Origin of the sequence: Algoriphagus antarcticus (assembly GCF_002150685.1) — a bacterium.
In the GTDB taxonomy this organism is placed as follows: Bacteria; Bacteroidota; Bacteroidia; order Cytophagales; family Cyclobacteriaceae; genus Algoriphagus; species Algoriphagus antarcticus.
The window spans coordinates 127,108-146,199 of record NZ_MSSW01000003.1; the positions used below are offsets into that span (position 1 = coordinate 127,108).

Below are 19,092 nucleotides of genomic sequence, written 5' to 3' on the forward strand. Positions count from 1 at the left end.
AGAAAATAATTAACCTAGTTTTTTAACTCGGAAGAGAGAAGGTAATTAGGAATGAGGTGCCTCTTCCTACGTCGCTCTTTACTCGAATAGAGCCACCGTGACTAAGTATGATGTTTTGAGTATTGGTAAGTCCAAGTCCAGATCCAGTAGGTTTACTGGTGAAGAACGGTTCAAACAATCGCTCTACATTTTCTTTAGGGATTCCTTCGCCGTTGTCTTTTATTTCGATTCTACACTGACCGTTCTTTATCGTCGTTCTCAAAATAAGCTTTCCGGTCTTTTCAGGCATTGCTTCTATAGCGTTCACTAATAGGTTAATCAGGGCTATTTTTACCTTTTCACCATCTACCTGAATATCACAAATATCGGTTTGATACTGTTTTAAGATTGTGATTTTTTTGAATTCTAGTCTATCCTTTACATGTTCTAAAGATTCGTCCAAGAGCATATTTATCGAGTGACTTTTGGAATCCAATTCTGTGAATCTCGTACTTTCCAGCAGCTGAGTTACGAGGTGGTTGATTCGGTCGCAATTCCTTCGGATCACATCAATCAAGTCACCGCTTTCTGCTCGCACATGCTCGGGAAGCTCTAGGTTCAATTGATCTGCTGAGAGCAAAATAGTAGTAAGGGGATTTTTTACTTCATGTGCTAAAAGCCTTGCTATTCTGCCGGTAGAGGAGAATTTTTTAAGGTTGAGTTCTTCCTCTTCTTTGGCTTTGATCGCGCTTAGATCCTTGATCAAAACCTGGTAAGTTCTCCCATCTTGCTTTACTATACTGATTAGACTGTTGATGGTGTGTCCGTGATCGACTGTCATCAGTGCTTCCATATCATAAAGCTCTTCACCATTGAAAAACAAATCCTCTAATTCTTGCCGGGAGAATTTTTCTGGCAGGAGGTCTTTGAAGAAACTATTTTCAGTGTCAGAATTGTAGGCCTTATTTCCAAATTTCTTTAAAAATGCAGGGTTCACTTCTAGTATTTTTCCCTCATCATCCATCAAAAGGAATGGATCACTGGCTAACTCGAAAATAGATCTAAACTTGACTGCAGCGCTTGCCAGAGATTCCATCAACTGTGCATCCCGAATGGCATATCGCAGTGTTCTGTCCAGTGTTTGCGCATCGAATTCGCCTTTGACTAAGTAGTCAGAGGCACCAAGAGTAAACGCTTCCCGATCAATGTCTCCTGTGCCCATGCCTGTGAGCATGATTACAGGTGCATGTTTTCTTATCGATTTTATTTCGCGAATCAGTTCTAGACCAGTGTCTTTACCCAGTTTGTAATCAACTAGGAAAAGGTCGAAGTTATCATCCAATTTTTGAATGGATTCTTCAAGACTAGTTGCAGATTCTAGTTCATAGGAAGTATTAGTAATTCTTTTGAGCAAGCTAGAGACCAGAAAGAAATCATCCGGATCATCATCTACATAAAGTATTCTAATTGTTTCTTTAGTAATCATAGTTTTTCTTTATCCTGGCAACTTTACTGTTTTTGACCAATAGTTCTCGATTTCTTCCGTGACTTTTACCAATTCTTCAAAAGATCCCGGCTTGGTAATGAAACTACTTGAACCCATTTTGTATGTAGCCTGAATATCGTCAACACTGTTGGAAGTTGTAAAAATTATTACAGGAATGGATCTCAGGTCCTCGTTGCTTTTTATTTCTGCCAGTGCTTCACGTCCATCTTTTCGAGGCATATTAAGGTCTAATAGAATGATATCCGGTTTGGGATACTTTTCCACATCATCATAAGGTGCGGTTCGCTTTAGATATTTTAGAAGAGCCTCGCCATCTTCTACACAGGTGACTTTCTCCTTAGGCAATGTCCTTTCAAAGGCTTTTAGGATTAATAATTTATCATCTTCGTCATCCTCTGCGACTAGGATGTGTATGGGTTTCTCGAAGGACATGAGCATATATTGTATGACGAACAAGGGTTCGATTTCGATGAAAAGATAAGCATGATTTTGTTAAGTAGGTACAGCCTCAATTTGTGAATTTAACAGATGTCAAGTATTTGTAAATGGCAAAATGATGTTGAAAGTTGATCCTTTTCCTAGACTGCTTTCTGCGAATATAACTCCTCCGTTCTTTTCTATGATTTTTCGAGAGATAGAAAGACCTATTCCTGTGCCTTCGTATTCTTTCTTACCATGTAACCTCTGGAAGATAGAGAAAATTCGATCTGCATGTTGTTTTTCAAATCCAATACCGTTATCGCTTACTTTTATCCAGTGGTAATTTCCATTTATATTGAGTGAAGAATGCTTACCAATGAGTTCTTGACTTGCTTTCTCAGAAGTGATTGAGATTTCCGGGTTTACGCCCGGCTTTGAGAATTTGAGGGAATTAGAAATCAGATTTTGAAATACCTGTCGATATTCAGTACCAGAACCCCTTACTTTAGGTAGCTTTCCCAAAGTGATATTGGCTGACTTGTCTTTGATAGCTATTTCGAAGTCTTCAAGCATCTCGGAAATGACTTTATACAATTTCACGGATTTTATTTTTTCATCATCTATTCTACCTGCTCTGCTGTAATCCAACAGGTCAGTGATCAATAGTCTCATTCGCACTGCTGCAGCCGTGATCCTGCTCAGATATAGATCACCATCACCTTCCAATTTGTCTTTATATTGTTCATTCAATAAATCTGAAAAGGCAGTGATCTTCCGTAATGGTTCTTGTAAATCATGTGAGGCCACATAGGCAAATGACTCAAGCTCTTTATTTGAGTCATCCAATAGTTTGATCTGATCTCTAAGTTTTTCTTGATATAGGGTAATCTCCTTACTCGCTACCTGTTGTGTTTTGTTATATTGATAGATGGAGAAAAAGGTTACCAAACCTATAGTAATCGAGAAGATAGAAATGAGACCGACTATAAAGGGAAGTGCATTTATATTGTTGAACAAGCTTTGATTCCTTTCTTTGAAAAGTTTGTTTTCTATCTCATTAATTTCAAGAACCAATTGTTTGATCATCCTATAGCCTCCCAGTGCATTATTTATTTTGATAGGATCTATGAATCCAATTAAGTTTCTATGCTCCTTCATATATTCTATGGTGGCATCGAAAGTCCTAACTCTCGTATTGATGAGTCCTCTGAGTTCTTCTATATTATTTTGCTGTTGAGCGTTATCCATTGTCAAGGCCTGTAGTTGGGATAGTAGCAGCTCGGCATCCACATTGGACTGATGATAGTTTGTCAAAAATTCTTCATTTCCTGTGAGTCCGTATCCTCGGATATTGGTCTCTCTTTCCAGAATACTTGAATATAACTGATCCGTGCGCTGAAGAACCTCTGTAGTGTGCATCACAGCATCGGAATAAAATTCTATTCGGCCTGCTGTCCAATAAGATAGTCCGCTGCCTAAAATAATCAGGATAAGAGTTACGATCGAATAAATTTTGACTTGGCGTATGGATGGGTTTTGCTCGTTTTTCATTTGATATTTTCCCTAAATTGGGGAATTAATTACTCCTTAGGTTAAATTTTATTCTTATTAATTCTTTGCAAAAGTAGTCTTAAATGACCAAAACACTCATTTTACCTCGTTTTATGTGATAATCCTGAATTGAGGCACACGTGTTGAAATACGAGATGTAAATATATCACACAACCTAAACACCAAAACTATGAGTTCTTTATTGTATTTCATCGCAGCAATTCTTCTGATCGGCTGGCTAGTAGGAGTATTTGCCTATAGTGCAGGAGGATTGATCCACGTATTACTTGTATTGGCGATCATCGCTGTTCTATTCAGATTGATTTCAGGTAGAGGAATTTAGTTAATTAAGTATCCTGCTTGCAAATCAATTAGGATCAACCAAACGAATTTGAAACTCTAACCAACGAAGCAATGAATTTTAAAGACATAAAAGGAAATTGGAATCTTCTCAAGTATAAGTTAAAGCAACAATACGCCAATCTTTCTGATGAGGATTTAATTTTTGGAGAAGGCAACGAGGATGAGTTCTGGCGACGCCTTCAGAAAAAAATCGGTAAAACGAAGGAACAAATAGTAGACGAACTCAAAGGAATTCAAAAATCTAAATTCACTAAAAACAAAAACACTATGAACAAATCAGCAATAAATAAAACTCTTTGGCTCAGCGGACTGGTAACGGGCGCTTTAATAGGAGCATATCTTTACAAAAACAAGGATGACTTTGGCCCACAAAAAGAAAAGTTAAACAGCCTTCTTGGAGATTTTCAATCGATAATAGGAGATTTGAAGTCCAAGCTTTTGGAAGCCAAATCCGAAGGTCTGGAGGCTACGAAATCAGCCTTGCAGACTGCAAAAGATAAAATAGAAAAAGTGAAGTGAAATAGGTTTAGAATTTCGAAAGGTGTAGCCTATGGCTGCACCTTTTTACTAACGTAACCACACTTTACTTATTATACCCAATTAGCAAATGAATGTACACTAGCGTAAGGAGAGTTGATAATTATGTGATGAAGAACAAATTAATCCTAGTAATAGATGACGAACCGGAAATTAGGAGTCTTTTGTCTAGATTTTTGGCGCGAAAAGGCTTTTCTGTTTTAGCTGCAGGTACACTCAAAGAAGGTAGAAAATTGTTTGACCAGTCAAAGCCTGAATTGGTTTTTTTGGATGTAAATCTTCCTGACGGAAATGGCTTGAACGAACTCAAGCATATAAATTCGGGTAAAACTCGTCACAAAGTAATAATGATGAGTGCATTTGATCATAATGAAGTGAAATTGGAAGCAATCCAATATGGAGCCTTAGACTTCCTTAGTAAACCATTTAACATTGCGCGACTGGATCAGGTGGTTCAGAGCCAATTTCTCAATAATAACAACTCAAAGTAAAGTCATGGCTAAGATTCTCGTAATTGATGATAATATAGATATCTGTCAGCTTTTGGAGCGATTTCTCACGAAGAAAGGCTACGATGTCCAAACTACAATTTCAGGAAAGAATGGCCTGGATATGGTCAAAAAGACATTTTTTGATCTTATTTTCTGTGATTTCAAATTGCGGGATATGGAAGGTAGAGATGTACTGATGAAAGTCAGAGAGATTTCTCCCGGTACTCAAGTAGCTATTATTACGGGCTATGCAGATGTGAAAATCGCTGTGGAAGTGATTAAAAATGGTGCCTTTGATTATGTAACCAAGCCACTGATTCCGGATGAGATAATCAACCTGATTGAGCGTGCACTTGCTGCTTCCAAAGCAGGTAAATCCAATACCCAAATCTTCACCAAGGCCAATCAGCTGAAGAATGACTCTAAAAGTCAGAAAGCAGACTCAAAATACCTGAAAGGAACGGGAGCTGAATCTAAGAAATTATACAAAGAAGTAGCCTTGGTAGCCCCTACCAGTCTTAGCGTAGTAATCTACGGTGAAAGTGGTGCAGGTAAGGAAAATATAGCGCGTACTATCCATGATCAAAGTGAACGGGCAGGAAAGCCATTCATTGCAGTCGATTGTGGCGCGATGACCAAAGAACTTGCAGGAAGTGAGCTTTGGGGCCATGAAAAAGGGTCCTTTACAGGTGCGATGGCGGAAAAGCCGGGTCAATTTGAATTGGCTGATGGAGGAACAATATTTTTGGATGAAATCACTAATCTGTCCTACGAGACTCAAGTGGGTTTACTTAGGATGGTTCAGGAGCGCAAGCTCAGAAGGATAGGCGGAACCAGAGATAAATCCATCGACGTGCGAATTTTGGTTGCCTCCAATGAAGACTTACGAAAGGCTGTTTCAGAAGGGAAGTTTAGAGAGGATCTATACTTCAGATTTAACGAATTCAGCATTACGGTGCCACCATTAAGAAATAGAAAAGCTGATATCGAGGCATTTGCTTACCATTTCTTGGATCTTTCCAATGCAGAATTAAACAAGAAAGTCTTCGGCTTTGATGAGCAGGTGATGGACGTATTGAAGGAGTATAGATGGCCAGGCAATTTGCGTGAAATGCTGAATGTGATTCGTCGCGCTACGCTTTTGACAGATGGCGGAAAAATGTCTGTTTCAGCCCTTCCTCCAGAGATAGTATATTCTCAGAAATTTAACTTTTCCGATTCAGATACAGATAAATCTGAAAATAAGGCTCATAAATTGCCATTTAATCTTAAGGATGCCGCGGCCGAAGCTGAAGCTGAAGTTTTGAAAAAAGTACTTGAAGAAGTCAAATACAATAGAACTCAAGCGGCAAAGCAATTGGGAATAGACCGGAAGACGCTTTTCAATAAGATGAAACAATACGATTTGTAGTCGGTAGGAGAAGTTGCACACCTAGCCCGGACTTAGGTCTGGGCTTTTTTTGTGCCTATTTGTCTACGAATTGGGGAATTTTTTCTTCATCTTCTTAAGGTTCAAAATTTAAAAAAATTCACTTTCCTCATTTTATTCTTTAATCATGAGCTTAATCAAAATAGAATTAGCCTTAAAGATTTAATACCATTGGTTCCTTTTGAAGTAGATATGGTGGCATGCCTCTTGGACATATAGAAGTATAATTTTAAATCTTAACACAACTATATATGACTACCTCAAAAGCAACTCTCGAAAATCATTTGAAATTGGATAATAAAGCAATGAAGAATGTATCCGATAAGATGAATGATTTGCTTTCTGATTACCACATCTTTTACCAAAACGTCAGGGGATTTCACTGGAATGTGAAAGGCGAAAACTTCTTTGATCTACACGTCAAATTCGAAGAGCTATACACACAGCTCTATGAGAACATAGATGAAATGGCAGAGAGGATTGTGACTATCGGTTTCAAGCCTTTGCACGCCTATTCAGATTATTTGAAAAATACCATCCACAAGGAAATTACAGATGTGTCCAATGGCGGGGAATGCGTGAAGCACGTCATCGACGGACTGGGCATTTTGGCTCAATCACACCGAAAAGCGGCTAAAGCTGCCGACGAAGCAGATGATATTGCCACTGCGGATTTGCTTACCAAATTCGTAGGTGATATTGAAAAAAGAATGTGGATGTTTACCATGTTCTCTAAGTAAGACCGAAGTAAACCAAACTTTAAAAACCGCAGTGTGAGCTGCGGTTTTTTGATTTTTAAGTGGATTCCCTTTAAACTGGATTGTGTATTTTCAAAGCTTCTTTGCCACCTCCGGGTTGTCCAAAACCCAAAACTAATTTTTAAACCAAGCAGCTATACTTTTTCTTTCCCTTGTGTAAGATGGTTTGACTTCATGTTCCATTTCATCACTGCGAAAGAACACCATTCGACCACCTATCGGGGAGATTTCTTTTTGAACTCCTGCTTCGGGATACAAAGTCAACATCCCTCCATCTTCCTCGATCCAATCCTGATTTAGATATAGAATTATTGAAAATTTCCTGCCTTTTTCATTTTTGAATTGATCTAGATGTCGCTTATAAAAACTCAATTTTTCATAATTAGCATAATGGCTTTCAAAACTCTTGATGGAGGTGAAGCAGGTTTTATTCAAATGATCTATAAATCGCCTAACCTTTTCTAAATAGATCACTTCAAATGGATTTTCAGTATTATCCTGAATCCAATTGATTTTGTCTCCTCTGATTTCTTTGTTCTGTTTGATGTCAGATGAATTGCCTATTCCAGCATGCTTAAGGTCTCCCGATTCAGACAAATTTTGAATCGTGTCTCTAAGTCCGGTCACGGTACTGGGTAGTAGGAAATCATTGCAGCAGCCATATTTATTGACGATAAGCCCCTGAATCAACTCTTCAAATTGATTTTGCTCTAGAATCTCTTCTTCCATATTGCACTAGTTAAGTATTATAGCCAAGCACGTTGATTTCCAAAATGAGCTGACGAAAGAACGATATTTTCAAGTCAATTCTGCCTTCTTAGCTGGTTATTTATTGCGTTGGGCAATCGATTTTTGAGAGGCATATCGTTTCTCGCTTTTCTCAGAGCTATTTCTGTGGCGGAAAATTCCCGCGAATATATCCCAAACCAAAGATCTCCAAGGTAAGTGGAATAGATTGACTGGACTTCATCGTACAGTAGTTCCCTTATGAATCAGTGGAAATGCCGTCCCAAGCACCAGTGATCTTTACAGCACTGCCGACTAGTGCTTCTTCGGAATCCTTGTCAATAAGTTTTCCATTGATTTCTAACTTCTCTGCATTCAGCTAATTTGACAACAGAATCAGTAAAAATGTGTAGTGATAAAATTGAGTTGGTGGGAAAATAATTATACTATAAAAAAGACAAATTCTACAAAACCTACAAATCCTATAATAATGGTAGGATATAAAAATTTTGCAGATTAATTTTGAACGCTACTTTCATTCTCACCAACCACTCATGCAACGAATTCTACTAAGACTTAAGACAGAGCCATTTTGGGCTATGTTTTTTGGGTTCTCTCTAATGATTTTTGGATTAGTAGTCACGCAGACATTTTCTCAGGCTATTGACAGTTGGGATTTGGATGTAGAATACTTTCTATGGTTTTTATTAGTAGGGTTTGTGGCGCAGAGTATAGATGGCGCCTTGGGGATGGCTTATGGCGTGAGTTGCAATTCAATTTTACTCGGAATAGGAATTCCTCCAGCTGCTGCATCTGCTTGGGTACACTTCGCACAGGTTTTCACAAGTTTGGCCTCGGGAATTTCTCACTGGAAGATGGGGAATGTAGATTGGAAGCTGGCCAAAAAGCTACTTATACCGGGAGTTTTGGGATCTATAGCTGGAGCTTTTTTACTTTCCAATATTGATGGAAATCTGGTGAAGCCAGTGATTGCGATTTATCTTTTTATAATGGGGGTGGTGATACTAAGCAAGGTTTTCAAAAGGAAAAAGCAAAAGTTTGATCCTAATAGCCGAAGTCTGCCGATTCTGGCAAGTACCGGAGGATTTGCAGATGCAGTAGGCGGTGGGGGTTGGGGACCCATCGTCAACAGTACGCTTCTTAGCAAAGGTAAAATACCACGATATGCTATTGGGACGGGTAACTTTGTGGAGTTTTTTGTCTCTTTGGCCAGTGCCAGTACCTTCCTATTCTTTGTGAAAGAATTAAGCTTGGCACCCGTTCTGGGTCTCATAGTGGGAGGAGTGATAGCGGCTCCCTTTGCAGCTTACATTTGTAAACTTATCAAGCCAAAATATCTCATGGTATTGGTAGGACTTCTGATCATTTTCCTAAGTATCCGAACGATGTATCTGACTCTTGCCTAAAGAAATCTGCGCTTCTTGAGGATTTTATTAATTTCAGGTAATCAAACTCTTCAGATGCTTTCCAAACGCGCTAAGTACGCCATCAAAACCATTCTTTATCTCCAAGATCACGTGGAAGACAAGCCTCTTTCTGCAAAGTTGATCTCAGTGCATGAAAATATCCCTTACAAGTTTCTGGAAAATATCCTTCGTGATCTCAAAACCCATCAATTGGTAAAAAGTGTGCGTGGCGCAGAGGGAGGTTACAAGCTGGCAAAGGACCCAAGTGAAATCACGATAGCCCAAATCATGCGAGTGGTGGATGGCCCGATAGCGTTGATTCCCTGTGTGTCAGAGCGTTTTTATGAATCCTGTGCTGAATGCACGGATGAAGAAACCTGTAGAATCCGTAAACTTTTTTCTGAGCTTCGAAACGAAATGTTGCCAATCCTGGAGCGACCGATTACTTCACTTGCCAAAGACGGAAGCATTTTTTAATTAAGTTGATCTGAGCGTTTCCTAACAGAGAAATTATTTGAAGGGATCAGTTTTGGTTATTTTTTCTCGTGCTGTCCGATAAGTGTCAAACAAAAAGCGGCAGTGTAGAGACTGCCGCTTTAAAAAATAGCTTGAAAAGCTTTCTATGAAAAACAAAATTTCAATATTAAGCTAGCGCTTTTTCGCAAAACGCAACACATTTTTGTACCTCTTTTACAGCATCCGAACCTTCAGGCACTTGATACTCTAGCTCAATGGTAGCTGGGAACTTATACTTGTTTTTTGATATCAGATTCAAAAGTTCTGGGATAGGAGTGTCCCCAGTGCCCCACGGTAAATTTCCTTTTCCATTTGCTGGTGTTTGACGATCTTTGGTGTGCATGCTGAGGATGCGGCCATGGTGCTTCTCTATCAAAGGAATTAAATCAGTATTTCCAGCAGCGATGTAATGACCTGCATCCAGGTTTAGTCCGTTTCTTTTGCTTTGCTCCAGTGCCGTATCCCAGAAGGTGAAGGTCTCTTGCTCATGACCATGGTAGCCTACGGACATTTTATACTTTTCCCCCAACTTTCCTAGGCGAAGTGTATGTGCATCGTTTGATGGATGCTCTAATGTGACATGAGAAGCCCCTAAGGCTTTTGCCGCCTTCATTCCATAAGCAATTTCCTCGTCAGATGCATTCATCCCAAATGCATTTGGCTTGAACGCATAAATGCTTACGCCAGCATCATTGTACATTTTGCGCATTTTCTCAAAAGGAGCCGTGCCTACCTTGTTTCTCCATTCTGCTGCCTTTTTCTCATAGGATTCAGCCTGCGCAGTCATATCAGCTAATTTTGCTTTTTCTTCAGTATTAAGTTCCTCACCTTTTCGTTGTTTTGACATGAGGGGATACATTTTCCGCATATTGACAGGATTGGAGGGTTTTCCTGCGAAAGACTCTGCAGGATCGCCCATGAGCTCGATGGCAGAAAGTCCTGAGTCCAGTACATATTTAAGTGTAGCTTCAGCGCTCTGATCGGGCATGGATCTGAATGAGTAAGTGATGCAGCCTACTTGTACTCCATTGATCAGTGAATTTGGTTTATTGAGCGACTTGATAATCGAGGGAGCACCTTGCAGCCAAGACGGAGCTAGTGCAAGTCCACCTACGCCAAGTGCCGATTTTATGAGAAATTCTCTTCTGTTTTTCATGTTGTTCTGGGTTTGAGTGTTGAGTTTGATGTCAAATTAGTATTTACTTTCTCTTTTATGTTGAAAAGTTTACCCATAATTTTATTTTCGGGCTGATTGGTTATATACTCGTTTAAAGATTAGGGTTTGATGAACAACATTAAAAAATGGATTACCAAGAGAAAAATATAGAAGCAAGAATAGGTAGAGGAGACTTTCTCAGTGAACTCCAATTTATCACCTCTAGAAGCGGAGGGGCTGGCGGACAAAACGTTAACAAAGTGGAAACCAAGGTTCAGTTGAAGTTTGATATTCCGAATTCACGTCAGTTGAGTGAGGAGGAAAAGACCATGCTATTGGACAAGCTACAAACAAAAACTGATCAGAACGGCGTATTGCAGCTTCAGTCTCAGGAAAAGCGCTCCCAGATCCAGAATAAGGAGTTGGTAATCCGCAAGTTCAATGACGTGCTTCGCAAAGCTTTTTTTAAGAAGAGAATCCGCAAAGCAACCAAACCCAAAAAAGGAGCAATCGAAAAACGGCTCAAAGCCAAAAAAAATCAAGCGCAGAAAAAGGTAAATCGTAGCTGGAAGGAGTAGGAGGTAAGTAATCACAGATCAGGCACAGTTGTCAGTTGCCCGGATACTTGAGGTCAGTTGGATTAGTGTTCTTTGATTAACAGCGTATATTTTTCCGTAGAATCAGGTTCGTAAATCTTAATTGGATAGTTACCTATCGGTTTCACAATTCGTAAAGTATAAACTGGTTCTGGATTTTGGACGATGTAGATCTGATCTTGGGTTAAATCAACGTTCAATTCTTTGAGGAGACGAGCGTAATTATCTATGGTGTCAGGCAATTCCAATTGGTAATTTTTTGGAGGTGAAAAGTAAAATTCACCAAAATCAATGGAATCGTTTTTTGCAGAAAAATCCAGACTGGTGTCTAACTGTAAACTTTTTAACTCTGGGGCTAAATTTCTCGGTATAAAACCCTGGCAATAAGAACTTAGAGATATTACCTCAAAAATCAGAAACAGTACAAATAGCTTTTTCATGTCGAAGAGTTTGAAATGGTTTTTGATTAATTTCTGGAGAAGACTAATCTATTAAAAAATCTGTATGTACGCTTTTTTGCCAGTAAGCGAATTCTCTTTGGTCAACGGGTTGGAAGACCGATGACCGAAGATCGGAGTAAACCTGAATTCAATGTATCTTTGGACCTTCGATCCTATAAATTTTCTACTGACAAGATTCCGTATAATCACAAAAATTAAAAACGGTTGATCATTAGAATGTTAATTTATGTTTGAGTAGCGTAACCAAAGGCGCCGCATCTCTCTATTTTGGATTTATCCAAATTTAATCTGATTTAATGAGTGTTTTAAAAAAGCTGGATTAGCTTTTTGGACGAAGAAAGGCCTCTGTGGTTTCTCCTTTTCCCATTATAATAATATCAGCTAAATCAATAAAAAGACCGTGGCAAACTACACCTACAATTTCATCCAGTGATCGGGAGAGGGAGAGCGGATCTCTAATATGACCGAGATCTACATCCAGAATCCAATTACCCAGATCAGTCACAAAAGCTTTCCCACCTTTCTGACGAATGATGGAAGTTCCTCCAAGTATATGGAGCCGGTTCATCACGTAGTTGGAAGCAAAAGGAATTACTTCTATTGGTAACTTAAATTCCAGTCCAAGATGTCTCACCAATTTGCTTGAGTCCGCGATTATTATCTGCTTTCTGGTCATGGAAGCCACGATCTTTTCCCGGAATAGTGCCCCACCTCCGCCTTTGATCAGTACCATGTCGTCATTAAACTCATCGGCCCCATCTATGGTAATATCGATGTGATCAATGCTATTGCTGTCGATGATAGGAATGTGAAAGGACTCGGCGAGTAGTTGTGTTTTCTTGGAAGTAGGGATTGCTTTTAGCTGGAAACCATTCTGCACGAGCTTACCGATTTCACGGATGGCATAATTGGCAGTGGAACCCGAGCCAAGTCCGATCACTTGCCCATTCTGAATATAGGAGACAGCTGCTAGTGCTGCCAATTGCTTTTCTTTTTCTATTGCTTCGGAGGCTTTCTTTTTCACCAATTTCATCAAGAATCTTATAGTTTTTAGAGGGGTTTGGATTAGTGCTTTGGTTGCTGTTATTCAGGTTCTTTTACAAAACGAGTGATCCATAGACTTTCCACTGCCAAACTTCTTACCTCCAGATCTCATTCTTACTTCAAACTTTCCTGCCTACTTCAAGCTTTCTAGCACCAATCTAACCAATTCATTCTTATCACCGCCGGGAATCCATCTGGCTACTATCACCAAATCATTTTCAGAATCCACATAGATCATATTCGTTCCAGCTCCGATATGGGAGAAGGCAGTTTTGGGAGCGGCAGGAATATCCTTTTGATCGTAGTTTAGGAAGTAATTCATGAAGCCATAGCCTTGATTTGCCGGGGTAGGGGTTTTGGACTTTTCAATCCAGGAAGTGTGGATCAGTTGTTTGTCTTTCCACATTCCCTTGTTCATTGTCAAGTATCCAAATCTGGCCTGATCATATGTAGATAGCATCATGCCGCCTCCCCAGTGCGAACCACCGGAAACTGACTGCATAATCTGTCCATCGATGATCACAAATGAATTCTCATAGCCTGTCCATCTCCAGGTGTCGCTGGCTCCAATAGGATCCATGATTTTCTCTTTTAGAACTGTAGGAAGTGGCTTTCTCCAGATATTCATCAGGGCTAGTGCAAGGACATTTACCCGTGTATCATTGTATTCATAGACTGATCCTGGAGCATTTTGTGGTCTTGCTCTTTTCTCTTTGGCTCCTTCACGAGGTCTATCCGCCCAGTCTGGTTTGCCCCAGAGCGAACCTTCCCAATCGGAAGTTTGGCGTAGGAGATGATCCCAAGTAATCGTGCGGTTGTGTGGAGTATCGAAAAGTTCAAAAGTATCATCCTGCTCAAAGTGATCTGCTTTGTTGACACTCAGCTTGCCTGGATCATAAGGATAGATCGGAGCCATATAGGGATAGACCACGTCGTTTTCAGAGTTGATGAGTCCAGCTTCTACAGCCAGTCCAGCCGTGGTAGAAAGAAAGCTTTTGGCTACTGAGAAAGTAAGTTCAACACGATTGGGGTCTCCCCATTGGCCTACAACAAATCCTTTGTAAATAATCAAACCTGTTGCTGGTCCACGGGTTTTCATCGGACCAACAGGATAGCCGAAGGGTTCACGTCCAAAACCACCTTCGTAGTGCGCAATTTTCAGATTTGGGTTTTCCTGGCTTTCATGGGCGATGGCAAAGTCAATAGCTTCTTTGATTTTTCCAGCATCTAGGCCCATGGATTCAGGGCTTTTAGTTTCCCAATTGTTCTTTTCAGGGAAATAAGTCTGTGCATTCACTACCGAAGATAAAGTGATTAAGAATAGGAAGATTACGGCTGGCTTATTCATGAATTTATAATTTGGATGAGTTTACTAAATTATCTTTTAACCGGTTGATCATTTGTGAATTATTATGGAGGCATCAGGTAAATAGTTAGGCGGTTTTTTGAATTTCTGAAAGATATCCATCCATTTAGAAAAGTCGATAAATGGAAGGTTTGTCCGATTAGAAATTTGCTGTAAAACGGCCGTGGCAATTATTGCCAGCGTTTACAAATGGATTCTCAAGATAATTGTCCAATCATTATTTGATTTTTATTTCTAGTAATTAAGGCATGGAGAAAGAATTGTAGTCACACTATATTGAGCCTTTCTAATTATCAATTTTTAAAAATTAAACTTTTAGCCTTATGGGAAATCTCAATGAATCACAATTGAAAAAAATTCAATCAAGCAAAAGCTTGAAAACAAGATTTGAAAGTATGCAGCTTTTTAATGTGGATAGGAAAAATATCCATCAGGTCTTGAAAAACAGTGAACAGAAGAGTGTTGCGGAACTGGATCTGACTTCCAAAGCAATCCTACTTCGAAGTCAAACAGGGGATTTTGAAGAAGCTTTTGAGCTAGCCTCATGGTCAGCCAGTTCTAAGCCGGCCACAAGAAAGGTGGTTGTCAAGAGCTTTTTGAAGAATAAGCAGGCGCCACTCTTAGTACATCAAATTGCCAGAATGAAAAGAAATGAGGCAGGAGATATGATGACAGATTATTTCAGTGAAGGTGGTGATATTTTGGGCGTAGCTGAATGGCTAAGCGCTGCCGGTAAAATTCTGAAATCCGGTGTTGTCCCGGATGAAACAGATTGGGGTTGGGGATGGTTGGGGGATGCAGTAGGATCTGTGGTAGATGCAGTAGTGGGAGCGATCAATACCGTAGCGGATGCTATTGCTGCTGCCGGAAAGAATCTGGCTGACGCTATTTCAAAGGTAGCTACATGGGCTCAAGATAAAGTCTCTGACTTTGTTGAGGCTGTTTTGGCTGCTGGAAAATCAGTTGCTCAAGTACTTTCGGAAGCAGTGAAGAAGGGAACTACGGCATTAAATAAATTTATTCAGGCTGTAATCGAGGCAGGAAAAAAAGGATTGGAAATCTTGAACTGGGCGATAGGACAGGCAGAAAGTATTCTAAAGACTGCACTTAGCAAACTTGAAAGCCTCTTGGGTTCATTCACTTCTTTGCTGATAGAAGTAGCAAAAATGGCAGCAGCTAGACTCAATGCCATAGTGAAAGCGTTAGTAAGTGCAGGAAAGAAGGTGGTAGATTTCATTTCAAGATTGGATCGTTTTGCTCATGATTTTGCGAAAAGACTGGTTCAGGAATTGAGAAAAATCGGCCGTGCAGTAGGTGAGATCATGGTGGCTGTCATCAACCTGTCCAGACTCATTGCCAGAAGAGTCATAGAAGCTTTGCGAGAATTGGGAACTTCTATCTTTAATATGCTAAAAGAAGTAGTCTCAAAGACAGTGCAGCAACTTGCAGTAATTATCGGAGCGCTGAAAGATCTCGCTATTTCGCTTGCTTCTATTTTGGATGATATTGCAAAGTTTGTAGCCTCTCAGGCCAAGAAGTTAATGAATGCATTGCGGGTAATTTGGACGCAAATGAGAGAGATTTTAGAAATAATCGCTCAGAAATCAATTTCTGTAATTCGCACACTTATTTCTGCCCTAATAGGTACAGTGAACCACTGGAGAGAAGTACTCAAGGAAATAGTGACTAACGTAAGAGACGCGTTTCGTGAAGGTTTGATTAAAGGACTGATAGAGATTGGGAAATCTGCAGTTACGCTGATGATAGAAGCTGCTAAGCTTGGTGCATCCATTGCAGCTATTGTTTTTGCAATATTGCTTGATGTTTTTGGTTCCCACAGAGGATTGAATGCCAGCGAGAGGGCAGAAGCAGAAAAAGTATTTGGAGTTTCTATCGATCTCGATCGGGTGAAATTAACTGATGCAAGCCTCGCTGCTGATCTGATCATGTGGATGAATAAAAACCGCCCATTCACTACCATGTATGTGATCAACTACAAATCTGGCTCAACATTACCTATGGACACGTTGATCCACGAGATGACGCATATATGGCAGGCAGTTAATTCCGGTGGAGTGTATATGATAGAGGCATTGCACTCGCAGTTTTTTGGAAAAGCTTATAACCTCTCAGAGGCAGATCTGAAGGCAGCTAATGGTAGATTACTAAGTTTGGAGCGAGAGCAGCAAGCTGTATTGGTAGAAGAGTTTTGGAAGGCTGAGTTTGATGGACAGAGCACGAAAATCCCCGTGGATTTATTACGTCCCTTTGCTAAACAAGTCCATAAGTCAAGATTTGTGATCAATCCATTCAGAGTTAAAGATCTTCAGCTGAATAGCAAGTTGATTTTTGCACGCAATTGATTTTTTAAGATGATAAGCGCCATAATTTTACCAGATTCTTGGTACGAGGAAGCTTCTATTTTTATAGCGGGGTTGAATTCTCTTCGACCTCGCTATTTTCTAATTACTTTTCCAGAATCTCCGGATTTCAAGTCAAAATCCTATCTGTCTTCGGTAGGAAAACTAATGGCAAGTAATCAAGCTTTTTCCGCAATGCACGTAGTTCCAAAGTGCTTTGCTAGCGGTGACAAAATTGATCTTTGGCCTTCACTGATACAGTCTCATAGTGATATGACCTGGGTTAGCTCTCTTTTTTTTGCAGATAGCTGGGAGGAGGTAGCTACAGCTTTAGGAGATTTTTCAGAGGAAGAAGAAAATCCAGATGACTTTGCAACCCATTTAACTTGTCAATATCAGCCTTCTTATACTGATATTCTTAGCCAATGGGCGAATGAAGGACGGAATACCTATCATCCGGGGGACTTTTTCAAAGAAGATATTTTATCAGCTATATCCCAGATGCGAGGTAATTGGTTGTATTGGGGACATGGTGAAGGAGATAAATTGCGAGGTTATAGTCACTTGCATACCGTTGATCTACTAGCTCACAAATGCTCAACACAGCTTAATTCTACTCTTTGGTTTACATGCTGTACCTTAGATAGGAACTATCCAGAAAACATTGCACTAGCTTGGTACCTAAGCGGAGCTACAAAATGTATCTTCGCAAGCCCGGAAAAAGTGGATACTGAATCAAATAAGTTGCTATCCGAAGTTTGGCTTGAAATAGCAAAAAATGATAATGACAAGACTGTTTCTTCCGTTATTCTGGATGTCTTGCGGAAAAACCCAGAGGTTTTTGAAAAGATTTTGAATCAGTATTTTTTGCTGGGAATTCCTTGGGTGAAAGGGAATCTTTAAAGCAATTCATATTAAAGATTACCTGCAATTAAAATAGCCTACGAATGGTGATGTAGTGATAGGAATTGGTCTTAAAATATTCCCACCATAGAAATAATTTGCTGAATATTAGACTTTTATGGATAACAGATTTTAACAAACAATACTTAGCGGAATGGGTTAATCTCTTATAATTTAACCAAAAATAGCATGATAGCTTTTTTACGCAGGAACTGAATTAATGATAGAACATGAGATTTATATAATAGGAGCAGGGGTGGCAGGTTTGGTGGCTGCCATTGAGCTCGAAAAAGCAGGATACTCACCGGTGATTTTGGAGGGAAGTGGAGGCATCGGTGGTCGGATGAAAACGGATGAAGTGGACGGTTTTCTGCTGGATCATGGTTTTCAGGTGCTATTAACTGCCTATCCTGAAGCCAAGAAATATTTGGATTTTACTGCACTGAACCTTAAATATTTTGAGCCTGGAGCAGTAATCTTTGGTACCAAAGAAACCTTCATTATCTCTGACCCGCTACGCAATCCACTGAAAGTCGTGAGCATGGCATTCTCTCAAGTTGGAAGTTTTTTGGATAAGGTGAAAATGTTTAACCTGACTCAAATGCTAAAGAATAAGAGTATAGATGAGATTTTCAACCAAAAATCTATTCCCACTCATCAGTATTTAAATGAGTATGGTTTTACAGAGCAGTTTATTGCTAATTTCTTCAAGCCGTTTTTCCGTGGAATATTTTTGGAGAAAGAACTGAATACTTCCTCAAGAATGTTTGAGTTTGTCTTTAAGATGTTTTCCCAAGGAAAAGGTGCTGTACCAGAAAAAGGCATGATCGAAATCCCGAATATGCTTCGGCGTCAATTGAAGACTACTCAGATTATTTTCAATAGCAAAGTCACTTCAGTTCAGGGCCAGGAGATTCACTTGGAAAATGGCGAATCTATCCAACCTGATAGATTAATTATCGCTACCCAGCCGGATAGGTTTATGAAGCAATTACAGGGACAATTTGCTAAACCAAAATCAGTGATCACGCTTTATTTTTCCCTTCATAAATCATTCATGTCTAGGGCGATGTTAGGTTTGATTCCAAGAGAAAATCATCTGATCAACAACTTGGTGTTTATGACAGATGTATCATCGGCCTATTCAAGCAATGGACGGGCATTGCTTTCAGTTTCCATCCTGGACACTGATCTGAAAGAAAAAGAATTAGTAAAAGCCGTTCAGAACGAGTTGGAATCACTTTCTCATATCAATGCTGAATACTTCAAGTTTGTGAAGTCTTATTACATCAACTATGCAATACCTACAGTAGATGATATGAAAAACACAATTCCGTTTACTGAGTGTAAGATTTCAGACCATGTATTCCTGGCTGGCGATTACTTGCTGAATGGCTCCATAAATGCTGCCATGGCCTCTGGGAGAATAGCTGCTGAAGCTGTTGTGCATAGTTACAAGCCCATGTATTGACAGTTTTGGGTTTTAGATTTCCTTACCTTCT

At 39.7% G+C, this 19,092-nt stretch carries 19 protein-coding genes; 11 read left to right on the forward strand and 8 right to left on the reverse strand.

What is annotated here, in order from left to right; all coding sequences use genetic code 11:
* Positions 1 to 22 precede the first annotated feature (22 nt).
* The 3 genes from BVH04_RS02700 to BVH04_RS02710 all read right to left on the reverse strand — a co-directional run bounded on the left by BVH04_RS02700 (position 23) and on the right by BVH04_RS02710 (position 3,457).
* Complete coding sequence (locus BVH04_RS02700; protein ID WP_240510812.1) at positions 23 to 1,465, reverse strand: hybrid sensor histidine kinase/response regulator; 1,443 nt, start codon at positions 1,463 to 1,465, stop codon at positions 23 to 25.
* Positions 1,466 to 1,474: 9 nt separating this feature from the next.
* Positions 1,475 to 1,918, reverse strand: a complete 444-nt coding sequence (locus BVH04_RS02705; protein ID WP_086539852.1) for a response regulator — start codon at positions 1,916 to 1,918, stop codon at positions 1,475 to 1,477.
* A 99-nt stretch (positions 1,919 to 2,017) separates the two neighbouring features.
* Positions 2,018 to 3,457, reverse strand: coding sequence for a sensor histidine kinase (locus tag BVH04_RS02710; RefSeq protein WP_086539791.1), 1,440 nt, complete (start codon positions 3,455 to 3,457; stop codon positions 2,018 to 2,020).
* 190 nt (positions 3,458 to 3,647) lie between these two features.
* Here BVH04_RS02710 and BVH04_RS25025 point away from each other — a divergent pair, with 190 nt between their 5' ends.
* From BVH04_RS25025 to BVH04_RS02730, 5 genes are all read left to right on the forward strand, one after another.
* Positions 3,648 to 3,800: a lmo0937 family membrane protein gene (locus BVH04_RS25025; protein ID WP_116116414.1), complete on the forward strand. Its 153-nt coding sequence runs from the start codon at positions 3,648 to 3,650 to the stop codon at positions 3,798 to 3,800.
* Between the two features lie 71 nt (positions 3,801 to 3,871).
* Positions 3,872 to 4,339 (forward strand): CsbD family protein, encoded by a 468-nt coding sequence (locus tag BVH04_RS26450; protein ID WP_317045481.1) that lies wholly within the window; start codon positions 3,872 to 3,874, stop codon positions 4,337 to 4,339.
* 92 nt (positions 4,340 to 4,431) lie between these two features.
* Positions 4,432 to 4,848, forward strand: coding sequence for a response regulator (locus tag BVH04_RS02720; protein WP_086539792.1), 417 nt, complete (start codon positions 4,432 to 4,434; stop codon positions 4,846 to 4,848).
* Positions 4,849 to 4,852: 4 nt separating this feature from the next.
* A complete protein-coding gene (locus BVH04_RS02725; protein WP_086539793.1) occupies positions 4,853 to 6,259 on the forward strand; it encodes a sigma-54-dependent transcriptional regulator in 1,407 nt (468 codons plus the stop codon).
* Positions 6,260 to 6,528: 269 nt separating this feature from the next.
* Entirely contained in the window at positions 6,529 to 7,017 is a 489-nt protein-coding gene (locus BVH04_RS02730; protein WP_086539794.1) for a Dps family protein, read from the forward strand.
* A 132-nt stretch (positions 7,018 to 7,149) separates the two neighbouring features.
* Here BVH04_RS02730 and BVH04_RS02735 read toward each other — a convergent pair whose 3' ends face one another.
* On the reverse strand, positions 7,150 to 7,764 hold the full coding sequence (locus BVH04_RS02735; protein ID WP_086539795.1) for a 2OG-Fe(II) oxygenase: 615 nt from the start codon (positions 7,762 to 7,764) through the stop codon (positions 7,150 to 7,152).
* Between the two features lie 551 nt (positions 7,765 to 8,315).
* On the opposite strand from BVH04_RS02735, the gene BVH04_RS02740 reads away from it, so the two are divergent.
* Complete coding sequence (locus BVH04_RS02740; RefSeq protein WP_086539796.1) at positions 8,316 to 9,188, forward strand: sulfite exporter TauE/SafE family protein; 873 nt, start codon at positions 8,316 to 8,318, stop codon at positions 9,186 to 9,188.
* A 54-nt stretch (positions 9,189 to 9,242) separates the two neighbouring features.
* Complete coding sequence (locus BVH04_RS02745) at positions 9,243 to 9,665, forward strand: RrF2 family transcriptional regulator (protein WP_086539797.1); 423 nt, start codon at positions 9,243 to 9,245, stop codon at positions 9,663 to 9,665.
* A 166-nt stretch (positions 9,666 to 9,831) separates the two neighbouring features.
* Here BVH04_RS02745 and BVH04_RS02750 read toward each other — a convergent pair whose 3' ends face one another.
* Complete coding sequence (locus BVH04_RS02750; RefSeq protein WP_086539798.1) at positions 9,832 to 10,860, reverse strand: sugar phosphate isomerase/epimerase family protein; 1,029 nt, start codon at positions 10,858 to 10,860, stop codon at positions 9,832 to 9,834.
* Between the two features lie 146 nt (positions 10,861 to 11,006).
* Between BVH04_RS02750 and arfB the strand changes: the two genes are divergently transcribed.
* Positions 11,007 to 11,438 carry an alternative ribosome rescue aminoacyl-tRNA hydrolase ArfB gene (gene arfB, locus BVH04_RS02755; RefSeq protein WP_086539799.1) on the forward strand — a complete coding sequence of 144 codons (432 nt, stop codon included), beginning with the start codon at positions 11,007 to 11,009 and terminating at the stop codon, positions 11,436 to 11,438.
* A 62-nt stretch (positions 11,439 to 11,500) separates the two neighbouring features.
* On the opposite strand, the gene BVH04_RS02760 is transcribed toward arfB, so the two are convergent.
* The 3 genes from BVH04_RS02760 to BVH04_RS02770 form a co-directional block, all read right to left on the reverse strand.
* Positions 11,501 to 11,896, reverse strand: coding sequence for a hypothetical protein (locus BVH04_RS02760; protein ID WP_086539800.1), 396 nt, complete (start codon positions 11,894 to 11,896; stop codon positions 11,501 to 11,503).
* A gap of 340 nt (positions 11,897 to 12,236) precedes the next feature.
* A complete protein-coding gene (rpiA, locus tag BVH04_RS02765; protein WP_086539801.1) occupies positions 12,237 to 12,950 on the reverse strand; it encodes a ribose-5-phosphate isomerase RpiA in 714 nt (237 codons plus the stop codon).
* Between the two features lie 144 nt (positions 12,951 to 13,094).
* On the reverse strand, positions 13,095 to 14,309 hold the full coding sequence (locus BVH04_RS02770; protein WP_086539802.1) for a serine hydrolase domain-containing protein: 1,215 nt from the start codon (positions 14,307 to 14,309) through the stop codon (positions 13,095 to 13,097).
* A 341-nt stretch (positions 14,310 to 14,650) separates the two neighbouring features.
* Between BVH04_RS02770 and BVH04_RS02775 the strand changes: the two genes are divergently transcribed.
* From BVH04_RS02775 to BVH04_RS02785, 3 genes are all read left to right on the forward strand, one after another.
* Entirely contained in the window at positions 14,651 to 16,690 is a 2,040-nt protein-coding gene (locus BVH04_RS02775; RefSeq protein ID WP_086539803.1) for a hypothetical protein, read from the forward strand.
* A 9-nt stretch (positions 16,691 to 16,699) separates the two neighbouring features.
* Positions 16,700 to 17,590, forward strand: coding sequence for a hypothetical protein (locus BVH04_RS02780; protein ID WP_086539804.1), 891 nt, complete (start codon positions 16,700 to 16,702; stop codon positions 17,588 to 17,590).
* A gap of 220 nt (positions 17,591 to 17,810) precedes the next feature.
* Positions 17,811 to 19,061: a protoporphyrinogen/coproporphyrinogen oxidase gene (locus tag BVH04_RS02785; RefSeq protein ID WP_086539805.1), complete on the forward strand. Its 1,251-nt coding sequence runs from the start codon at positions 17,811 to 17,813 to the stop codon at positions 19,059 to 19,061.
* Positions 19,062 to 19,092 lie beyond the last annotated feature (31 nt).